Here is a 16,477-nt window from a genome sequence, read left to right as displayed (position 1 = left end):
CATTTCACTCAGCCGCGCTTCCCGATATCCCAAAACAGCCCCGTCATGAGTTCAAGCGCCTCCTTGGACATTGAAAGGAGGGCATGCTCGTTCGGCGCATGCTGCGAGCAGCCCGGATAGGAGTGGGGAACCCATACGGTGGGAAGGCCCAGGATCTCGGCGAAGGTCTCGTTGGGCAGAGAGCCCGCCAGGTTGGGCAGCACTGCCGGCTTCTTGCCGGTGGTGGCCAGGATGGACTCCTTCACCCGTGTGACCCAGGGATGATCCGGATTGAGGCGCGTCGCCCGGAAGAAGCCGCGATCTGCGGGGACGACCTCGACCTCGGAAAAGCCGTGCCGGTCGAGGTGACGGCGCAGCGCCGGCAGGATGTCGTCCGGGTCCGTGCCCACCACGTAGCGAAGCTGGCAGTGGGCGCTCGCCCTTGCCGATATTGCGTTGACGGGTGCTTCCGGCACGCCGCTCGTCTGGGCAAGAACGGCAAAGCTGTTCCAGCCGAACACCCGTTCGGAGGGCGTGAGAGCCTCTTCGCCCCAGTCCAGATCGACCGTGGGCCCGTCATAGCCGCCGACAGGACAATCCGCGAGGGCTTCGCGGACGATCGGCGTCAGGCTGTCCGGCCGCCACTCCGGCACCTGGATCTGCCCGCGCCGGTCGACGACCGTCGCAATCGCATGGGCGAGTACGATCGCCGGGTCCTTGAGGAGCCCGCCCCAGTTGCCTGAGTGGTGCGCGCCCTCGCGCAGATCGACAAGCAGGTCGAAATTGACGGCGCCGCGTGAGCCCATGAAGAGGGTCGGCCGTTCGGGATGAAGGCGCGGTCCGTCCGAAGCGATGAGCGTGTCGGCGGCGAAAAGCGCGCTGTTCTCCCGGAACAGTTCGGCGAGGCCGGGCGAACCACATTCCTCACCCATCTCGATGACGATCTTGCAGTTGAAGCCGAGATGACCGCGCTCCGCGAGAACAGTACGAAGCGCGGCGATGTTGATGCAGTGCTGGCCCTTGTTGTCGGCGGTGCCACGCCCGTAGATGCGATCACCCTCCACGACGAGCCTGAATGGATGAAGCCCCTCCCGCCACTGTGCCGTCTGGGCGCGGATGACGTCGCCATGGCCATAGACAAGGACAGTCTCGAAAAAGGGATCCTCGATGCGCTCGGCGAAAAGGAATGGCACACCCGCGACGAGCGGATTGTCCAGGATGCGATGGGTGAAGCCCAGCACCTCGATCTTGGGGACCATTTCCTCCATGAGATAGCGCAGGAGCTCCGGCCGCTTCTCCGGCACCTGACTTTCGGTCTCGTAGGCGACCATGCGCCCCAGTTCCTCAACGAATCCGCCCGAGCTCAGATAGTCGTCGATGCGCGCGATCGCGCTTTCCCGTGTGGTCATGTCAGTCGTCCTGTTTCTCGGCCACGGCGTCGCCCCACGGCGACGTGATCTCGGTGCAGCCCATGTTCATCCCGTTCTCCCGCGCGACACCCGCCGGACAGGCGAAGGCGTAGGGGAAGACGGTGCGTTTGGCAGTGGCGGTCGGGTGAACCTCTTCGAGCGCCCGGACGATTTCCGGCGAAAGCTCTTCGTCGGCGACGATCATATCCCCGCCGCTGTTGTCGATGCGCGGATGATGGAAGGCATCTTCCAGCGACATGCCGAAATCCATCAAAAAGGACGTTAGGTTGAGCACCGCCGGCAGGATCTTGCGCCCGCCGGACGCGCCGATGGCGAAGCGGCGGCCATCCTTCTGGCCGATGGTCGGGCAGACGTTCATCAGGCAGCCCTTGTCCGGTGCCAGAGAATTTGGATTGCCGGGCTCTGGGTCGAACCACATGATGCCGTTGTTCATCAGAAGCCCGGTCGAGGGTGAGACGACGCGCGAACCGAAGATGGAAAGAAGCGTCTGCGTCACCGCACACATATTGCCCTTGCGATCGACAATGCTGAAATGGGTGGTGCAGGAAGGCGCATGCGGCGCATCGAGGTCGCCCATCTCGGCAAGCCTGCGGCGGTAGGTCGTGCCGAGCGCGCGGCCCATCGTGGCAAAGCTTTTACCGTCGGGGGCAGCGCCCGGTGTGAATTCCTCCATCATGGCGAGGCACTCGGCGAGATTGGCTCCCGCCGTCAGGCCCTCGGGTGCATAGACGATGCCGCCGCGGTAGGGAACCTCTATGGTCGATGTCAACCTGGCGCGATAGGCGGCAAGGTCTTCGCGGGCGAGACATCCGCCCTTGGCGCCAATATCGGCAGCAAGGCTCGTTGCGATGTCGCCTTCATAGAAATCGCGGGCACCGGCTTCCGCAAGGCATGCCAAGGTATCGGCCATGCGGGACTGATCCAGCCGCCGCTCCGACAGCGCCGTCCAGCCGGCGATGATCGGCCATTGCCCCTCCTCGAGGAACATGGCCGCCGCATCCGGGTCCTGCGCTAGCTCGCGCGCCGTGGAGGCGATCAGGAGGGAGGCATACCAGTCGACCAGCATCCCTTCCTTTGCAAGGCCGACGGCCGGTACAAGAAGCTCCCGCCACTCAAATGTGCCGTATTGCCGGTGCGCCAGTTCCATGCCGGCCACGGTGCCGGGCACGGCAATCGCGGTCGCGCCCTGAACATTTCGGTCGTCCTTGACCGCAGGCCAGGGGAAGAGATCGGACGATTTTCCGTTGCCTACGAGGGGATATTTCGCCGGATCCAGCCCCTTCGGCGAGCGCATACCGAACTGGATCGTGTAGGCTTTCTGCTCGTCTTCACGCCAGATGACCATAGCGCCACCGCCGGCGGGACCGCTCATCCACGGCTCGACCACGCCGATGGCGAAAGAGGTGGCTATTGCAGCATCAACCGCATCGCCGCCCGCTTCAAGAACGGCGGCGCCCGTCTCCGCGGCGCGTCTGTGCTGAGCCGCCACGACGCCGGCTCTGCTCGCGGCAACGTGTTTGCGTACGGATTGCGAACGCGAAAAATTGCTCATCTTCCTGCCTTGAGTGTTTCGCCCGCTTAGGCGGCTTGTGTCCGTTCCGCGTAAAGGTGGCAGTCGACATGGCCCTTCGCATCCGAGACATGGGGCGGCGGGACCGTCCTGCAAATGTCGCGGATCGCCGCGCAGCGCGGGTGGAAATGGCAACCGCCCGGTGGCGCTATGGGGTTCGGATAGGAGGCGCCAAGCTGCGTGTCGGGCACGGACATCGAGGGGTCTGGCGTCAGCACCGATGCCAATAGCGCCTTTGTGTAGGGGTGGCGCGGCTCGGCGAAAAGGTCCGCCGCCGTTGCCTCCTCGACGATCCTGCCGAGATACATTACCGCCACGCGCGTCGCCAGATGCTCGATCACCGCAAGATTGTGGCTGATGAAGAGATAGGTGAGCGCCAGTTCCTGGCGCAGGTCGCCGAGCAGGTTGAGGATCTGCGATTGGACCGACACATCAAGCGCGGAGGTCGGTTCGTCGCAGATGACGATCTCCGGCTTCATCACCAGCGCGCGGGCAATCGCCACACGCTGGCGCTGGCCGCCGGAAAGTTGGTTCGGATATCCCCGGCGCACGCGTTGGGGCAGGCCGACCAGATCGAGCATCTTCGAGACTGCCTGTTCGCGGCTGGCACTGTCGCCGACCTTGTGGACAACCAGCGGCAGGGTGATGATGTCTTCGATGCTCTTGCGCGGGTTGAGTGAGGAATAGGGGTCCTGGAAGATGGGCTGGATGCGCCGGGCGAGCAGCGTGCGGTCCTGCCCGCTGACCTCCCTGCCGTCCACCATCACCCGGCCGGATGTCGGCGCCTCCAGGCCGAGGAGAATTTTCGCCAGCGTGGACTTGCCGCATCCCGATTCCCCAACGAGGCCAAGCACGTCCTTCTTGTGGATGCGCAGATCAACGCCGCCCACGGCCCGAAGCGGCTTCGGCCTGGAGAACAGGCCTTGCTTGACGCGATAGGTCTTGGTGACGCCGGAAAGCTCCAGTACCGGCGGGGGAGAGGCGGCGGCACTCATGCGGGCATCCTGTCCATATGGGAATGAATGCAGCGCCAAGAATGGCCGCCCTCAGTCTCGTGGATCGGAATCGGTTTTGCGCAGGCGCTTTCTGCGAGGTCGCAGCGCGTGCGAAAGGCGCAGCCCTCAACCTTGCCGATGAGCGAGGGGACGATCCCGGGGATGGAGCCTAGATGCTCGCCCGGCTTCGTCCGGCCGGGCACGGGGATGCAGCGCAGAAGGCCTTGCGTGTAGGGGTGGCTGGGATTCTCGAAGATCTCCCTCGCTGTTCCCTGCTCGACCACCTCGCCCGCATACATCACCGCCACCTTGTCGGCAACGCGGGCGACGACGCCGAGGTCGTGCGTGACGAGGATCATCGCCATGTTCATCTCCCGCTGCAGATCGACAAGCAGACGCAGGATCTGCGCCTGGATGGTGACGTCGAGCGCCGTGGTCGGCTCGTCGGCGATGACCAGCTCCGGCTCGCACATGAGCGCCATGGCAATCATCACGCGCTGGCGCAAGCCGCCCGAGAGTTGGTGCGGATATTGGGAGAGGCGGCTTTCGGCGGCGGTGATCCCCACCTTGCCCAATAGCTCCACTGCACGGGTGCGGGCTTCGGCCTTGCCGACCCTGCGATGCAGGAGCAGAGCTTCCGCCAACTGGTCGCCGATCGTATAGGCCGGGTTCAGCGAGGTCATCGGTTCCTGAAAGATCATCGCCATGCGGTTGCCGCGCAACTGCCGCATCGCGCTCGGCGGCAGGCCCTGCAATTCGGTGCCGCAGAAGGCGAGCTTGCGGGCCGTGCATTCGAGCCGCTTGGGAAGCAGGCCCATGACCGCAAGGGAGGTGAGGGACTTGCCACTGCCCGACTCGCCGACGATGCACAGCGTTTCGCCGCGGTTGAGTTCGAAGTCGATCCCGCGCACGGCGTGGAGCGTGCCCTGCGCCATGGGAATGTCGATTGTCAGGCCTTCGACGGCAAGGATCGGTTCTTCGCTCATCCCGCGCTCCTAGCTTCTGTTTTCCGGCGCTGTGATGTCGCGCAGCCCGTCGCCCAGGAGGTTGATGGCAAGGACGAGGATGAAGAGGGCGACACCTGGAATGGCGATCACCCACGGTTCGAAGAGCATCATCTGTTTGCCTTCCGAGATCATCAGACCCCATGAGGGCGTGGGAGGCTGAACGCCGAGGCCGAGGAAGGAGAGAGCGGCCTCGAGCAGGATCGCGTGCGCCATCTCCAGCGTCATGACCACGATCAGGTTGTTGAGGATGTTGGGCATGATCTCGGACAGGATGATGCGCCTTGTCGAGCAGCCGATGGCCTTCGCCGCATTCACGTATTCGAGGCCGCGAACCTGCAGCGTCGAGGAGCGCATGACGACGGCGAAACGATCCCACAGGAGGAAGCCCAGCACGACAATTACCACCTGCAGCGACCCGCCGAGAACGGCAACGACAGCCAGCGCGACGAGCACGACCGGCATGGCGAGCCGGACATTGATGAGGAAGGTGACAACGAGATCGACCCGGCCGCCGAAATATCCCGCCGCCACGCCCATCGTGGTGCCGATGAGGCCAGAAATGAGAGCCGCGATCAGGCCGATGGCGAGCGAGATGCGCGCGCCGTAGAGCAGGCGGGCGAGGTAGTCGCGCCCCAGGTGATCGGTTCCAAGCAGATGGTTGGGATCGCTGCCTTCCATCCAGAAGGGTGGCTTCATCCGCGCCACCAGGCTCTGGGCGTAGGGATCTTGGCCGGCGAGAAGCGGCGCCAGGACGGCGAGCGCGACGATGACGATGAGCACCGTCACGCCAAAGAGCAGGCCGTAATGGCCGAAGACGCGCCGGCGCAAGAGAGCAGCGGGGCTCGGCCCCTGGATCTCCTGTGCCAGTGTATCGATGTTGCTTGCCATCTCAGCCAACCCTTATGCGCGGGTCGAGCCAAGCGTTGGCAAGGTCCGACAGGAAGGTGAATACGATGTAGAAGCCGGCGAAGACCAGGATCAGGGCCTGCACGGTGGGCAGGTCGTTTCGGCCGATGGACTCCCATGCCAGGTAGCCGGCTCCGTGTAGTGCGAAGATCGACTCCACCACGATGGACCCGCCCAGCATGAAGCCCATCTGGACGGCGGCGAGGCTCACCACCGGGACCACCGCGTTGCGCAGCGCGTGCTTGAACATGACGCGCCATTCTCCGGCGCCCTTGGCGCGCGCCGTGCGGATATAGTCGGCGTTGAGCACCTCCAGCATGCCGGCGCGCGTGAGCCGCATGATCGCCGGCATCGCATAATAGCCGAGTACGACTGTGGGCATGATAAAGTTCTTCCAGCCGCCGGAACCGGAAGGCGGCAGCCAGTTGAGCTGGATCGAAAAGATGACGATCAGCACCAGGCCGAACCAGAAGCTCGGCATCGCCTGCCCCATGACGGAGATGAAGAGCGCCGTCCGGTCGATGAAGGAGTTGGGGCGCACGGCTGCAGCGACACCGAGCGGGATCGCCGTCACAAGCGCGAAGGAAATGCCACACACGCCAAGCAGCATGGTGATGGAGAGCCTGTCGGCGATGAGCTGCGAGACCGGCAGCTTGAAATAGTAGCTCTGGCCGAAATCACCTTGAAGGGCGTTGAACAGCCAATCCGCATATTGCACCAGGAAGGGTCGATCGAAGCCGTAGAGCGTACGGATCGACTCGATGTCGGCCGATGTCGCCGTTTCGCCCGCCATCGCAGACGCCGGATCACCGGACAGATAAAGAAGGCTGAAGCTCACGGCTGAAACAGTCAGCGCCACGAGCACGGCAAGCCCCAGCCTTTTCAACGCGAAAGTCAGCATCGTCGCCTCCCCGAAAGGAACGACGGGCCGGACCTGCTGCCCGGCCCGCCCTCGATCCTATCGCCAGCTTACCTGGAAGAAGCGGACGACCTCATCGGGGGAGGGGACGAACTCCACCTCTTCCGTGGAGACGTAGTTCACATTGTAAGAGAAGAGCGGAGCCCAATAGGCCTCATCGCTGATTTTTTTCAGCGCCTTGGCGTAGAATTCCTTGCGCACCTCGGGATCGACCGAGGTGTCGGCCGTCTCAAGCCAGTCCCGCACCTCCTCGTCGCGGGCGAAATCCTCGCCGCCGAACTTGAAGAATTGGCTGGTGATGGCCGAGACATCGTTGATCGAATAGGAACCCCAGGTCTGGAAGGAGAGGCTGGTCTGGCCGTTGTTCCGCAGGTCGCGCAATGCCGAATACTGGAGGTACTTGAGGTTTGCCTCGATGCCCACTTCTGCGAGGAAGGAGAGCATTGCCTCGGCATATTCGCGATTGCGGTAGGCATAGAGGTCGATCGACAGGCCGTCGGGGTAGCCTGCTTCCGCCAGCAGTGCCTTGGCCTTTTCAGGATCGTAGTCATAGACCGTCACGTCCTGCTCGCAGCCGAACTGACTGGGGAAGCAGGCGGAGTTCACGACCTTGGAACTGCCCTTCAAAAGGTTGTCGACGATAGCCTGGCGGTCGATCGCATGGTTGATCGCCTGCCGGACGGCGCGCTTCGTCATCGGATTATCGGCGCCGCTGCGGCCCGCCGCGTCCATTTCCAGATAGCCGATGCGCATGGTGCTTTCGTTGACGACGTTGAAGCGCCCCATGGCCTCCAGCTTCTCCGCCTGGTCCGACGGAACGCCCCACACGAAATCGAGACCGCCGCTGAACAGCTCCGCGAGCTGCGTGTTCACATCCGGTATGGTGCGGATGTCGATGGTACCGATCGTGGCCTTGCCCTTGGGACTGTCGTGATAGTCCTCATATTTCTTGAGCACGAAATGCTTGCCGGGCTCGACACTTTCCACCCTGTAGGGGCCCGTGCCGACGGGCTTCAGGCCCATGCCGGCGGGACCAACTTCAGCATAATACTCGTTCGGGTAGATGGAAACGGGACCGGCCAGATATTCGAGCGCGGCCGGGAAGGGGCCGTCGGTGATGATCTGGACGGTGTATTTGTCGACCTTTCGCGCTTCCTTCATCCAGTTGACGTTGCGCTGCGTGACTGCGCCGTTCGCCGGATCGGCAACGAAATTGACCGTGTAGACGACGTCGTCGGCGTCGAACTCCTCGCCATTGTGGAACTTGACGCCTTCGCGCAGCTTCAGCTCCAGCGTGGTGTTGTCCACCCATTCCCAGGATGTGGCGAGATTTCCCTTATACTCCCCGGTCTCCGGATCGCTGAAGAGAAGCCCGTCCCATATCGAGCGCTGTAGGATGACGCCCTCGCGGGCAGAATTGAAATAGCTGTCGACGGATTCCAGCTCCTTCGTGAAGGGAACGTTTAAGGTATCGCTCGCTTTGTCAGCTATCGCATTCCCGCTGGCCAACGAGGCGGCCAAGGCGGCTGAGCTCAGAAGAAGAAATGGTTTCATTGTTCCAAACCGGCGCGGATACCGGCCCTCTGTTTGATCCCCAATTTTATTATATAATAATACGGAAAACCGTATAATGGTGGATGGTATTGGGGTGATTTATGCTTGTCAAGAAATGTGCCGCCTGCGAATGGCTGAAGCGGCAGGCTCTGGGCGAGAGGAGCGGGGATTTTCGATGTCTAAAGGAAAACAGGATACGCTGTTCGTAGGCTCACTCGAGAAGGGGATGCGCATTCTGGGCGTATTCGACGAGCGGCGCATCGAAATGGGCCTGACTGAGCTCGCCGAGGCGGCCGGTCTGGACAAGAGCGCGGCGCAAAGGCTGACCAACACGCTGCATAAGATCGGCTATTTGAACAAGGACCCGGAAACCAGGCGCTACAGCCCGTCCTTGAAGTATCTGGAGCTGGCCAACGCCTATCTGTGGTCGGACCGGTTCGTGCAGCTCGCCATGCCGAAGATGATCGAACTTGGCCGCAAGCTCGGCGAGCGGGTGAACGCGGCGCGGCTCGACGGCAGCGAGATCGTCTATGTGATCCGCATCCCCACGCAACTTACCAGTTTCGGCGCAATGGTCGTCGGACGCCGGCTGCCGGCGCTGACCACCTCCAGCGGTCGCGCCATGATTGCCTGCTTCGACGCTGATGCCCGCAAGCGGGCGGTCGAGACGTGGCCGATCGTCCAGGCGACGCCGCGGACCACGCTCGACCGGTCGAAGGTTGCCGCCGCCATAGAGCAGGCCGCCAGAGACGGATACGGACTGACGGAAAGCGAGAACATCATGAACGAGATCGGCATTGCCGCGCCGATCGTTTCTGGCGACGGCCGTCCAGTGGCCGCCGTGCAATGCTCGATTTCAGCGCTGCGGTGGGATATCGCGAGAGTGCGTAACGAGATTGCACCGCATCTAATCGAGGTGGCGAACTCCATCCACCTGCCGAAGCCTCGATGAATTCCTAATCGCGGCAGGCGGGATGGGATTTTCAGTCAAGGCAGTGCTGTCTCGATCTGACACCTTCGATGACAGAAGTGCCATTCTGAAACAGGCATCGGCCCGTATGGGTGGCATCATACTTGCAGGGGTCTTTCGGTGAACGATTTACATCGAAAGGCGGAACGATGAAGATGACGGTGCAACCGGGGAAGCGCCCCGGCCTTCCGAAGGCTCTATTCGCCGGGGAACTCCAGTTGAGCGATATCGAAGTTAATGAAGCTGATGCCGTAACCGTGACGTTCATCGGCGACGACATCTACACCCCGAGGGCGACGCAACGGTTCTCGATCACCTTCAGCAAGCATGAGATCCAAATGATTGTCAAAGCCATGGTATTGGACTGATCACTCGATCGCCTTAATGACGAGCGCAAGTCGACCGCAATCAGCCAGCTGCAGCAAGACAAGCTCACAAGGACGAACGGTCGAGCCTGTCCTCCGGGAGCCGTAGAACGAAATATCAGCTCTTTCCAAGCCGCGACAGCATGCCTTCCATCTCGTGGCGTGTCTCACTTAGGAAGGCCTTCAGCATCTTTTCGGCTTGGTGCTTGGTCGGTGCATTGGCCGCAATGTCGGCCGCCAGATAGATGGAAATTCCATAATGCTTCGGGAGCAAAGGAACATCGCGGAGCGCTTCGCTCAGCGATGAGGCGGTCTGCTTTGCTGTGTCGAAATCTTGCTGCGTCAGAGCCATCGGCTGTTCTCCTGAATCTGCAGGGCTTCAGGCACGCTCGCCGGCCCGCTTTCCAAAAGCCTTCGTGATGCCAAGGCAGCTCTTGCCTTCACAACGCCGCCGCCGAGAGGTCGGAATGGGCGTTGGTGCTGTAATCAGCCTCTACTGAAACGCCTTCGGTGGCATAGCCAAACGTCGGGACGGTTTAGAATCGGTTGATGGCGCCGGCCGCTTCCCCCACAAGCGGTGCAAAGCGCCGGCAGAAGGTGTCTGCATCCCATTCGCTGAGGGAGCCGGCGATGTGGATCGCGCCAAGCGGCGTGCCGTCGGCCGCCAGGATTGCCGCGGCGATGGCAATCTCTCCCTGCAGGATTTCTTCCAGCGCCAGCGCATAACCGTGTTCGCGCGCCTCGCGCACTTTGGCGCGGATTTGGTCAGGATCCGTGATCGTTTTCGGTGTGATCTCGCGACGATCCGAACGTGCGATGATGTCGTCCACTTCGGCGTCACCCATATGCGCCATGATGGCACGGCCGCCGGAGGTGCAGTAAATCGGCACGCTTTGCCCAATCAGCGTCGCGAAGAATGTCTCGCGCTTGCTTTGCAAGCGGGCTGCATAGATGAGGCGAAGGTCGTCGCGCAGGCTCAAATCCACGCGCTCGCGGGCATTGCGTCTCAGTTCCATCAGTACGGGCGATGCCCTAGCAACCAGTGGGTTGAGGCGCAGGTAATCGCGCGCGTGGTCGAGGATGCGTATGCCGGGCACATAGCCGCGGTCGTTGGCATCGCGCTCGATATAACCGAGTTGTCTCAGCGTGTGGACAACGCGCTGCGCTGCGCTCTTGCCCACGCCGGCGGCGGCGCCGATCTCGTTCAGCGTCAGCGGTTTTCCCGACTCATGAAACACCGAGAGCACTTGCAAGGCGCGGGCGATTGCCTGGACAAAAAGCGGATCATCCTCATCGATATGGGTGGTCGGACGCACGCCATATTCGGCCCTCTGGATATAGCGCAAGCATCATCTCCAAAATTCGTTTGACTTCCACTCTGCGGCACACTTATCGTATATGTAATACGATTGTATCGTACAGCGATACGGCACGCCTATCCCTATCATGCATTCCTCAGGGGCGTCGACCCGAAAAGGTGTTCGTAAGGAAGCGGAAGCGTTTCGAGTGCCACAACGCATGTCTGTCAGCATCCGGCCGGTTGGGGGCGCATCATGAGCAAGCGGGTGGCGCTGGCCGGTTTCCTGCACGAGACGAACACCTTCGCACCCTCCAGAGCGACCTATGCGCAATTCGAGCAAGGGGGCGGCTATCTGCCGATGTCACGGGGTGCGGAGATTCTCGACCGCTGCCCCGGTGTGAATCTCGGCATTTCCGGTGCCGTGGCGCATGCCGACGAAGCGGGCTGGGAGATGGTCCCGGTATTATGGACAGGAGCCATTCCCTCCGCCCATGTGACCCGCGATGCCTATGAAAGGATCGCCGAAGAGATCGTTTATGGCATTGCAAAGGCGGGGCACCTCGATGGCGTATGCCTCGACCTGCACGGAGCGATGGTGGCCGAGCATCTAGACGACGGCGAGGGCGAGCTGATCACCCGCATACGCCGTGTCGTTGGCCCCGGCGTACCGATCGCCATCAGCCTCGATCTGCACGGCAACACGACGAGGCGGATGGTCGAGGAGGCCGATCTCCTGGTCGCGTTCCGCACCTATCCGCATGTGGATATGGCGGCGACCGGCCGCCGTGCCGCGGAGGGGCTCGACAGGTTGATGGCGCGCGGTCGGCCTTTCGCCAAGGCCTTCCGCCGACTGCCCTACCTGACGTCTATTCCCTGGCAGTGCACGCTTATCGAGCCGGCAAAAAGTCTCTATGCCGACGTGGTGGCGCTGGAGGAGGGCGACATCGCGAGCGTCTCCTACTGGATGGGCTTCCCCGCCGCCGATATCGAAGAATGCGGCCAGACCGTGCTCGTCTATGGTGAAACGCAAGAAGCCGCGGATCGAGCCGCCGATCACCTCTACACGCGCATTCTGGCAAGCGAGGGTGCCTTTGCCGGACGGGCCTACCAGCCGGACGAAGGCGTGCGTGAGGCAATGCGCATCGCCGAGGGCGCAAGCCGCCCGGTGGTGATCGCCGATACCCAGGACAACCCCGGTGCCGGCGGTGATTCCAACACGACCGGCATGCTGCGCGCGCTGCTGAGAAATGGTGCAAGGAAAGCGGCGCTCGGCATGATGGTGGATCCGGATGCGGCCCGTGCGGCGCATGCAGCGGGGGAGGGAGCCGAGATATCCGTTGCACTCGGCGGCGGGTCGGGGGTTCGAGGCGACGCCCCGTTTGGGGCGACATTCCGCGTCGAGAGACTATCGCAAGGTGACCTGCATGCGACCGGGCCGTATTACGGCGGCACGCGCATGAACGTTGGTCCTTCCGCGTGTCTTTCCATCGATGGAGTGAAGGTGGTGGTCACCTCGCACAAAGCGCAGATGGCGGACCTTGCAATGTATCGCTTTGTCGGCATTGAGCCGACGGAGATGGCCATCCTCGTCAACAAGAGCTCGGTCCACTTCCGCGCTGACTTCGAGCCTATAGCCGAGGCGGTGCTGGTCTGCACCGCACCGGGTCCTATGCCGCTCGATCCGGCCGATCTGCCCTGGACCAAGCTGGCCGATGGCATGCGCCTTTCCCCCAATGGGCCGGTCTTTCGCCCCGCTATCGCGCGCGAAAAGAAGGAGGCCTGAAGCATCCAACGCGGCAGAAGAACCGCGCCAAACGTCAAGAGTCACCGAACGCAGAACATCCACATCCAAAACAAGAGGGAACACAATGTTGCGTATTCAGGAGAGACTTTTCCGCGGCAGGAGCCTTGGCAGAGGTGCAGCACTTGGCCTTTTGGCAGGCGCTGTTCTGATGGCCGGCAGCAGCATGGCCACGATACCGGCCGTGGCCGAAGGCAAAACCGTCACCGCCGTAATGCATTCGGGCCTGCGCGTGCTCGACCCGATCATCACCACGGCGCACATCACCCGCAACCACGGCTACATGATCTATGACGTGCTGGTGGCCGTTGACGAAAACTTCGAACCGCAGCCGCAAATGGCCGACTGGGCGATTTCCGACGACAACCTCGTCTACACCTTCACGCTGCGCGACGGCTTGACGTTTCACGACGGCAACCCCGTGACGGCCGCCGACGCGGTGGCCTCGCTGAGGCGCTGGGGCAAGCGCGATTCCGGTGGCCAGCTTCTCTTCGACGTGACCGAGAGCTTGGAAGCGAAAGACGATAAGACGCTGGTGTGGACGCTGAAAAGTCCCTTCCCCGCGCTTCTCGAGATCGTCGGCAAGCAATCGGCGGTGCCGCCCTTCATCATGCCGGAGCGCGTCGCGAGCGGATCGGCCGATGAGGCGATCACCGACTACACTGGTTCCGGCCCCTTCGTCTTCGTGGAAGAGGAATACCAGCCGGGTGTTTCCGTCACCTATCGTAAGTTCGACGATTATGTGCCGCGCGAGGAGCCGGCGAGCTGGATGGCCGGCGGCAAGAACGTCAAGGTGGACGAGGTCAAATGGGTGACGATGCCGGACGCCCAGACTGCCATCAATGCTCTGATGTCGGGTGAGATCGACTATCTCGAGCAGGTGCAGATCGATCTGCTGCCGATCCTGGAAACCAGCGAGAACGTGACGGTTGAGACACGCGACGAGCTGGGCTACCAGACGATAGGCCGTATGAATTTCAAATATCCGCCCTTCGACAATGTGAAGGTTCGTCAGGCAGCGATGATGGCGCTGAGCCAGGAAGACGTCCTGGGGACGCTCATCGGCAACCCTGACTATTACACGATATGCGGTGCGATCTTCGGTTGCGGCACGCCGCTGGCCGACGAATCCGGCTCCGAGACGCTGACCTCCGGCGGCGATATCGAAGGCGCCAAGAAGCTGCTGGAGGAGGCCGGCTATGACGGCACGCCAGTCGTCCTGATGCAGCCGACCGACGTGGTGAGCCTCACGGCCCAGCCGGTGGTCGCCGCCCAGGCGCTGCGCCAAGCTGGCTTCAATGTCGATATGCAGCCGATGGACTGGCAGACGCTGGTGACGCGCCGCGCGAGCCAGGCGGAGCCCTCCGAAGGCGGCTGGAACATGTTCTTCACCAACTGGATGGTGCCGGAGATCAACTCGCCCCTGATCAGCCCCATGCTGAACGGCCGCGGAGACGACGCCTGGTTTGGCTGGCCGAAGGACGATGAGATCGAGGCATTGCGTGCGGAGTTCATCGCCGCCGACACGTCGGAGAAGCAGAAGGAAGTGGCAAGCAAGATCCAGAAGCATACGCTGGAGAACGTGCTCTATATACCACTTGGCCAGTATGCGTCCCCACAAGCGCGCAGCAACAAGCTGACCGGCATGATCCCATCGCCGGTTCCGGTGTTCTGGAACATCGAAAAGGCGGACTGACCGCCGTGAACAACCCCGCCCGGCGTTGCACCCGCCGGGCGGGCCTCGCTCCGAGCGGCAGGGGGTTGTTCCCCGTGCGGTGACGGCAGTCTTTAAGCTGGTGCCGTGCACGTTTCGGGCCATGTAGAAGCTTGCGTGTCAGAGGACAATCCGTTCCGATGCTAGGCTACATCATCCGGCGCATCCTGGCCGTTATTCCGGTGATGACCATTGTCGCCGTCTTCGTTTTCCTGCTCCTGCGGCTGACACCGGGCGATCCGGCGGCAATCATAGCCGGCGACATGGCCACCCCGGCCCAGCTCGAGCGCATCCGCACTTCGCTCGGCCTTTCCGATCCGCTTCACGAGCAGTTCATCACCTGGGTCGGCCTGCTTCTGCAGGGCGAACTCGGCACTTCGTTGATCTCCAACACGCCGGTGACGCAGATGATCGGCCAGCGCATCTGGCCGACAGTCAATATCGCCGTACTCACCATCATCCTGTCCATTCTCATCGCCGTGCCGATGGGGGTGCTCGCAGCCTGGCGGCACCGCACCTGGGTTGATTATGTGGTGATGGCTTTTTCCGTGCTCGGCTTTTCGATTCCGGTGTTCGTGATCGGCTATCTCTTCATCCAGACGTTTTCGATCGAGCTGCGATGGCTTCCGGTGCAGGGCTACATCGCGCCCTCGGAGGATTTCAGCAAGTTCCTGTCCCGCGCCATCCTGCCGTGCCTGACGCTCGCCACCATCTACGTGGCGCTGATCGCCCGCATGACCCGCGCCTCAATGCTGGAGGTGCTGGGCGAGGATTATATCCGCACCGCACGCGCCAAGGGGGTGAAGGAGACCGTGGTTCTCTTCCGCCACGCGCTGCGAAACGCCGCGGTCCCGATCATGACCATCATCGGCACTGGTTTCGCGCTTCTTATCGGCGGCGTGGTGGTGACGGAGAGCGTTTTCAACATTCCCGGCATCGGCCGCTTGACCGTCGATGCCATTTTGGCACGCGATTACCCTGTCATCCAAGGCATGATCCTCCTGACGAGCGGCCTCTACGTCTTCATCAACCTCGTCATCGACCTGTCTTACACCTTCTTCGATCCGAGGATCCGCTACTGATGGTCGCCTCTCCGCAACCCGCAGCAAGACTGCAATGGCTCTTCGGAGCGATGGCGATGCCGCGCGGCTGGCGCGCCGGCGCCGGACCGATGATCGCTGCAGCTGTGCTCATTCTGATTGTGCTTTCGGCACTTCTGGCGCCGCTCATCGTGCCGCATGACCCGATGTCCATGGACGCGCTGCAGCGGCTGAAAGGGCCTAGTGAGACCTATCCACTGGGTACAGACGCTTATGGGCGCGATCTCCTGTCGCGCGTCGTGACGGGTGGGCGCATATCGCTGTTCATCGGCATCGGTGCTGCGGTCGTCAGCGTTCTGATCGGCCTTCTGATCGGCCTCGTGTCCGGTTTTTTCCGGCTCGCAGATGCCATCATCATGCGCATCATGGACAGCCTCATGGCCATCCCCTCCATTCTCCTGGCCATCGCGCTGGTGGCACTCAATGGCCCGAGCATCTGGTCGGTCATGAGCGCCATTACCATTCCAGAAATCCCGCGCGTGGTGCGTCTGGTGCGCTCGGTCGTGCTGTCGGCGCGCGAGGAGCCATATGTGGAAGCGGCCATCGCCCTTGGCTCCTCAATGCCGAAAATCCTCTGGCAGCATCTGATGCCCAACACCCTCGCACCGCTCATCGTGCAGGGCACCTATATCTGCGCCTCTGCAATCCTGACGGAAGCGATTCTCTCCTTTCTGGGAGCGGGCGTTTCGACAGAGATCCCGACCTGGGGCAACATCATGGCCGAGGGAAGGGTCTATTTCCAACTCAAGCCGTCGCTCATCTTCTGGCCGGGCCTGATGCTGTCGCTGTGCATCCTCTCGATCAACCTGCTCGGCGATACGGCTCGTGACATGCTGGATCCGCGTCTGAAGAAGCGGGAGAGATGAC

15 protein-coding genes are annotated in these 16,477 nt (G+C 62.3%); 6 read left to right on the top strand and 9 right to left on the bottom strand.

Annotated elements, in window-relative coordinates; genetic code table 11:
• Positions 1 to 8: 8 nt before the first annotated feature.
• From N5A92_RS19185 to N5A92_RS19155, 7 genes are read right to left on the bottom strand one after another with little or no spacing between them, the layout of a single operon-like run.
• Entirely contained in the window at positions 9 to 1,388 is a 1,380-nt protein-coding gene (locus N5A92_RS19185) for a M20 family metallopeptidase (protein WP_260905512.1), read from the bottom strand.
• A 1-nt stretch (position 1,389) separates the two neighbouring features.
• Positions 1,390 to 2,961: a gamma-glutamyltransferase gene (locus tag N5A92_RS19180; RefSeq protein ID WP_260905510.1), complete on the bottom strand. Its 1,572-nt coding sequence runs from the start codon at positions 2,959 to 2,961 to the stop codon at positions 1,390 to 1,392.
• Positions 2,962 to 2,987: 26 nt separating this feature from the next.
• Positions 2,988 to 3,974 (bottom strand): ABC transporter ATP-binding protein, encoded by a 987-nt coding sequence (locus tag N5A92_RS19175; protein WP_260905508.1) that lies wholly within the window; start codon positions 3,972 to 3,974, stop codon positions 2,988 to 2,990.
• Complete coding sequence (locus tag N5A92_RS19170; protein WP_260905506.1) at positions 3,971 to 4,960, bottom strand: ABC transporter ATP-binding protein; 990 nt, start codon at positions 4,958 to 4,960, stop codon at positions 3,971 to 3,973. Before N5A92_RS19170 ends, N5A92_RS19175 begins: the two co-directional genes overlap by 4 nt.
• Positions 4,961 to 4,969: 9 nt before the next feature.
• On the bottom strand, positions 4,970 to 5,869 hold the full coding sequence (locus N5A92_RS19165) for an ABC transporter permease (protein ID WP_260905504.1): 900 nt from the start codon (positions 5,867 to 5,869) through the stop codon (positions 4,970 to 4,972).
• A gap of 1 nt (position 5,870) precedes the next feature.
• On the bottom strand, positions 5,871 to 6,788 hold the full coding sequence (locus N5A92_RS19160) for an ABC transporter permease (protein ID WP_260905502.1): 918 nt from the start codon (positions 6,786 to 6,788) through the stop codon (positions 5,871 to 5,873).
• Positions 6,789 to 6,845: 57 nt separating this feature from the next.
• Complete coding sequence (locus N5A92_RS19155) at positions 6,846 to 8,360, bottom strand: ABC transporter substrate-binding protein (RefSeq protein WP_260905501.1); 1,515 nt, start codon at positions 8,358 to 8,360, stop codon at positions 6,846 to 6,848.
• Positions 8,361 to 8,535: 175 nt separating this feature from the next.
• Between N5A92_RS19155 and N5A92_RS19150 the strand changes: the two genes are divergently transcribed.
• Together N5A92_RS19150 and N5A92_RS19145 are read left to right on the top strand one after the other, a co-directional pair.
• A complete protein-coding gene (locus N5A92_RS19150) occupies positions 8,536 to 9,312 on the top strand; it encodes an IclR family transcriptional regulator (RefSeq protein ID WP_260905500.1) in 777 nt (258 codons plus the stop codon).
• A 167-nt stretch (positions 9,313 to 9,479) separates the two neighbouring features.
• On the top strand, positions 9,480 to 9,698 hold the full coding sequence (locus tag N5A92_RS19145; protein WP_260905499.1) for a hypothetical protein: 219 nt from the start codon (positions 9,480 to 9,482) through the stop codon (positions 9,696 to 9,698).
• 115 nt (positions 9,699 to 9,813) lie between these two features.
• On the opposite strand, the gene N5A92_RS19140 is transcribed toward N5A92_RS19145, so the two are convergent.
• Both N5A92_RS19140 and N5A92_RS19135 read right to left on the bottom strand, forming a co-directional pair.
• Positions 9,814 to 10,047, bottom strand: coding sequence for a hypothetical protein (locus N5A92_RS19140; RefSeq protein ID WP_260905498.1), 234 nt, complete (start codon positions 10,045 to 10,047; stop codon positions 9,814 to 9,816).
• A 184-nt stretch (positions 10,048 to 10,231) separates the two neighbouring features.
• Entirely contained in the window at positions 10,232 to 11,041 is an 810-nt protein-coding gene (locus tag N5A92_RS19135; protein ID WP_260905497.1) for an IclR family transcriptional regulator, read from the bottom strand.
• Positions 11,042 to 11,248: 207 nt separating this feature from the next.
• Here N5A92_RS19135 and N5A92_RS19130 point away from each other — a divergent pair, with 207 nt between their 5' ends.
• From N5A92_RS19130 to N5A92_RS19115, 4 genes are all read left to right on the top strand, one after another.
• Complete coding sequence (locus N5A92_RS19130) at positions 11,249 to 12,778, top strand: M81 family metallopeptidase (protein ID WP_260905496.1); 1,530 nt, start codon at positions 11,249 to 11,251, stop codon at positions 12,776 to 12,778.
• An 85-nt stretch (positions 12,779 to 12,863) separates the two neighbouring features.
• On the top strand, positions 12,864 to 14,492 hold the full coding sequence (locus tag N5A92_RS19125; protein WP_425248610.1) for an ABC transporter substrate-binding protein: 1,629 nt from the start codon (positions 12,864 to 12,866) through the stop codon (positions 14,490 to 14,492).
• Positions 14,493 to 14,650: 158 nt separating this feature from the next.
• Positions 14,651 to 15,592, top strand: a complete 942-nt coding sequence (locus N5A92_RS19120) for an ABC transporter permease (protein WP_260905494.1) — start codon at positions 14,651 to 14,653, stop codon at positions 15,590 to 15,592.
• A 50-nt stretch (positions 15,593 to 15,642) separates the two neighbouring features.
• A complete protein-coding gene (locus N5A92_RS19115; protein ID WP_260905653.1) occupies positions 15,643 to 16,476 on the top strand; it encodes an ABC transporter permease in 834 nt (277 codons plus the stop codon).
• Position 16,477 lies beyond the last annotated feature (1 nt).

The organism is Chelativorans salis (genome assembly GCF_025336525.1).
GTDB lineage: Bacteria > Pseudomonadota > Alphaproteobacteria > Rhizobiales > Rhizobiaceae > Chelativorans > Chelativorans salis.
This window is presented reverse-complemented; position numbering and strand designations above follow the sequence as displayed.

Excerpts from the sequence above, each read along its gene's own strand:
- N5A92_RS19180 (WP_260905510.1), bottom strand. The coding sequence starts at position 2,961 with ATGAGCAATTTTTCGCGTTCGCAATCCGTACGCAAACACGTTGCCGCG.
- N5A92_RS19165 (WP_260905504.1), bottom strand. The coding sequence starts at position 5,869 with ATGGCAAGCAACATCGATACACTGGCACAGGAGATCCAGGGGCCGAGC.
- N5A92_RS19170 (WP_260905506.1), bottom strand. The coding sequence starts at position 4,960 with ATGAGCGAAGAACCGATCCTTGCCGTCGAAGGCCTGACAATCGACATT.
- N5A92_RS19125 (WP_425248610.1), top strand. The coding sequence starts at position 12,864 with ATGTTGCGTATTCAGGAGAGACTTTTCCGCGGCAGGAGCCTTGGCAGA.
- N5A92_RS19155 (WP_260905501.1), bottom strand. The coding sequence starts at position 8,360 with ATGAAACCATTTCTTCTTCTGAGCTCAGCCGCCTTGGCCGCCTCGTTG.
- N5A92_RS19140 (WP_260905498.1), bottom strand. The coding sequence starts at position 10,047 with ATGGCTCTGACGCAGCAAGATTTCGACACAGCAAAGCAGACCGCCTCA.
- N5A92_RS19145 (WP_260905499.1), top strand. The coding sequence starts at position 9,480 with ATGAAGATGACGGTGCAACCGGGGAAGCGCCCCGGCCTTCCGAAGGCT.
- N5A92_RS19130 (WP_260905496.1), top strand. The coding sequence starts at position 11,249 with ATGAGCAAGCGGGTGGCGCTGGCCGGTTTCCTGCACGAGACGAACACC.
- N5A92_RS19175 (WP_260905508.1), bottom strand. The coding sequence starts at position 3,974 with ATGAGTGCCGCCGCCTCTCCCCCGCCGGTACTGGAGCTTTCCGGCGTC.
- N5A92_RS19185 (WP_260905512.1), bottom strand. The coding sequence starts at position 1,388 with ATGACCACACGGGAAAGCGCGATCGCGCGCATCGACGACTATCTGAGC.
- N5A92_RS19115 (WP_260905653.1), top strand. The coding sequence starts at position 15,643 with ATGGCGATGCCGCGCGGCTGGCGCGCCGGCGCCGGACCGATGATCGCT.
- N5A92_RS19160 (WP_260905502.1), bottom strand. The coding sequence starts at position 6,788 with ATGCTGACTTTCGCGTTGAAAAGGCTGGGGCTTGCCGTGCTCGTGGCG.
- N5A92_RS19120 (WP_260905494.1), top strand. The coding sequence starts at position 14,651 with ATGCTAGGCTACATCATCCGGCGCATCCTGGCCGTTATTCCGGTGATG.
- N5A92_RS19150 (WP_260905500.1), top strand. The coding sequence starts at position 8,536 with ATGTCTAAAGGAAAACAGGATACGCTGTTCGTAGGCTCACTCGAGAAG.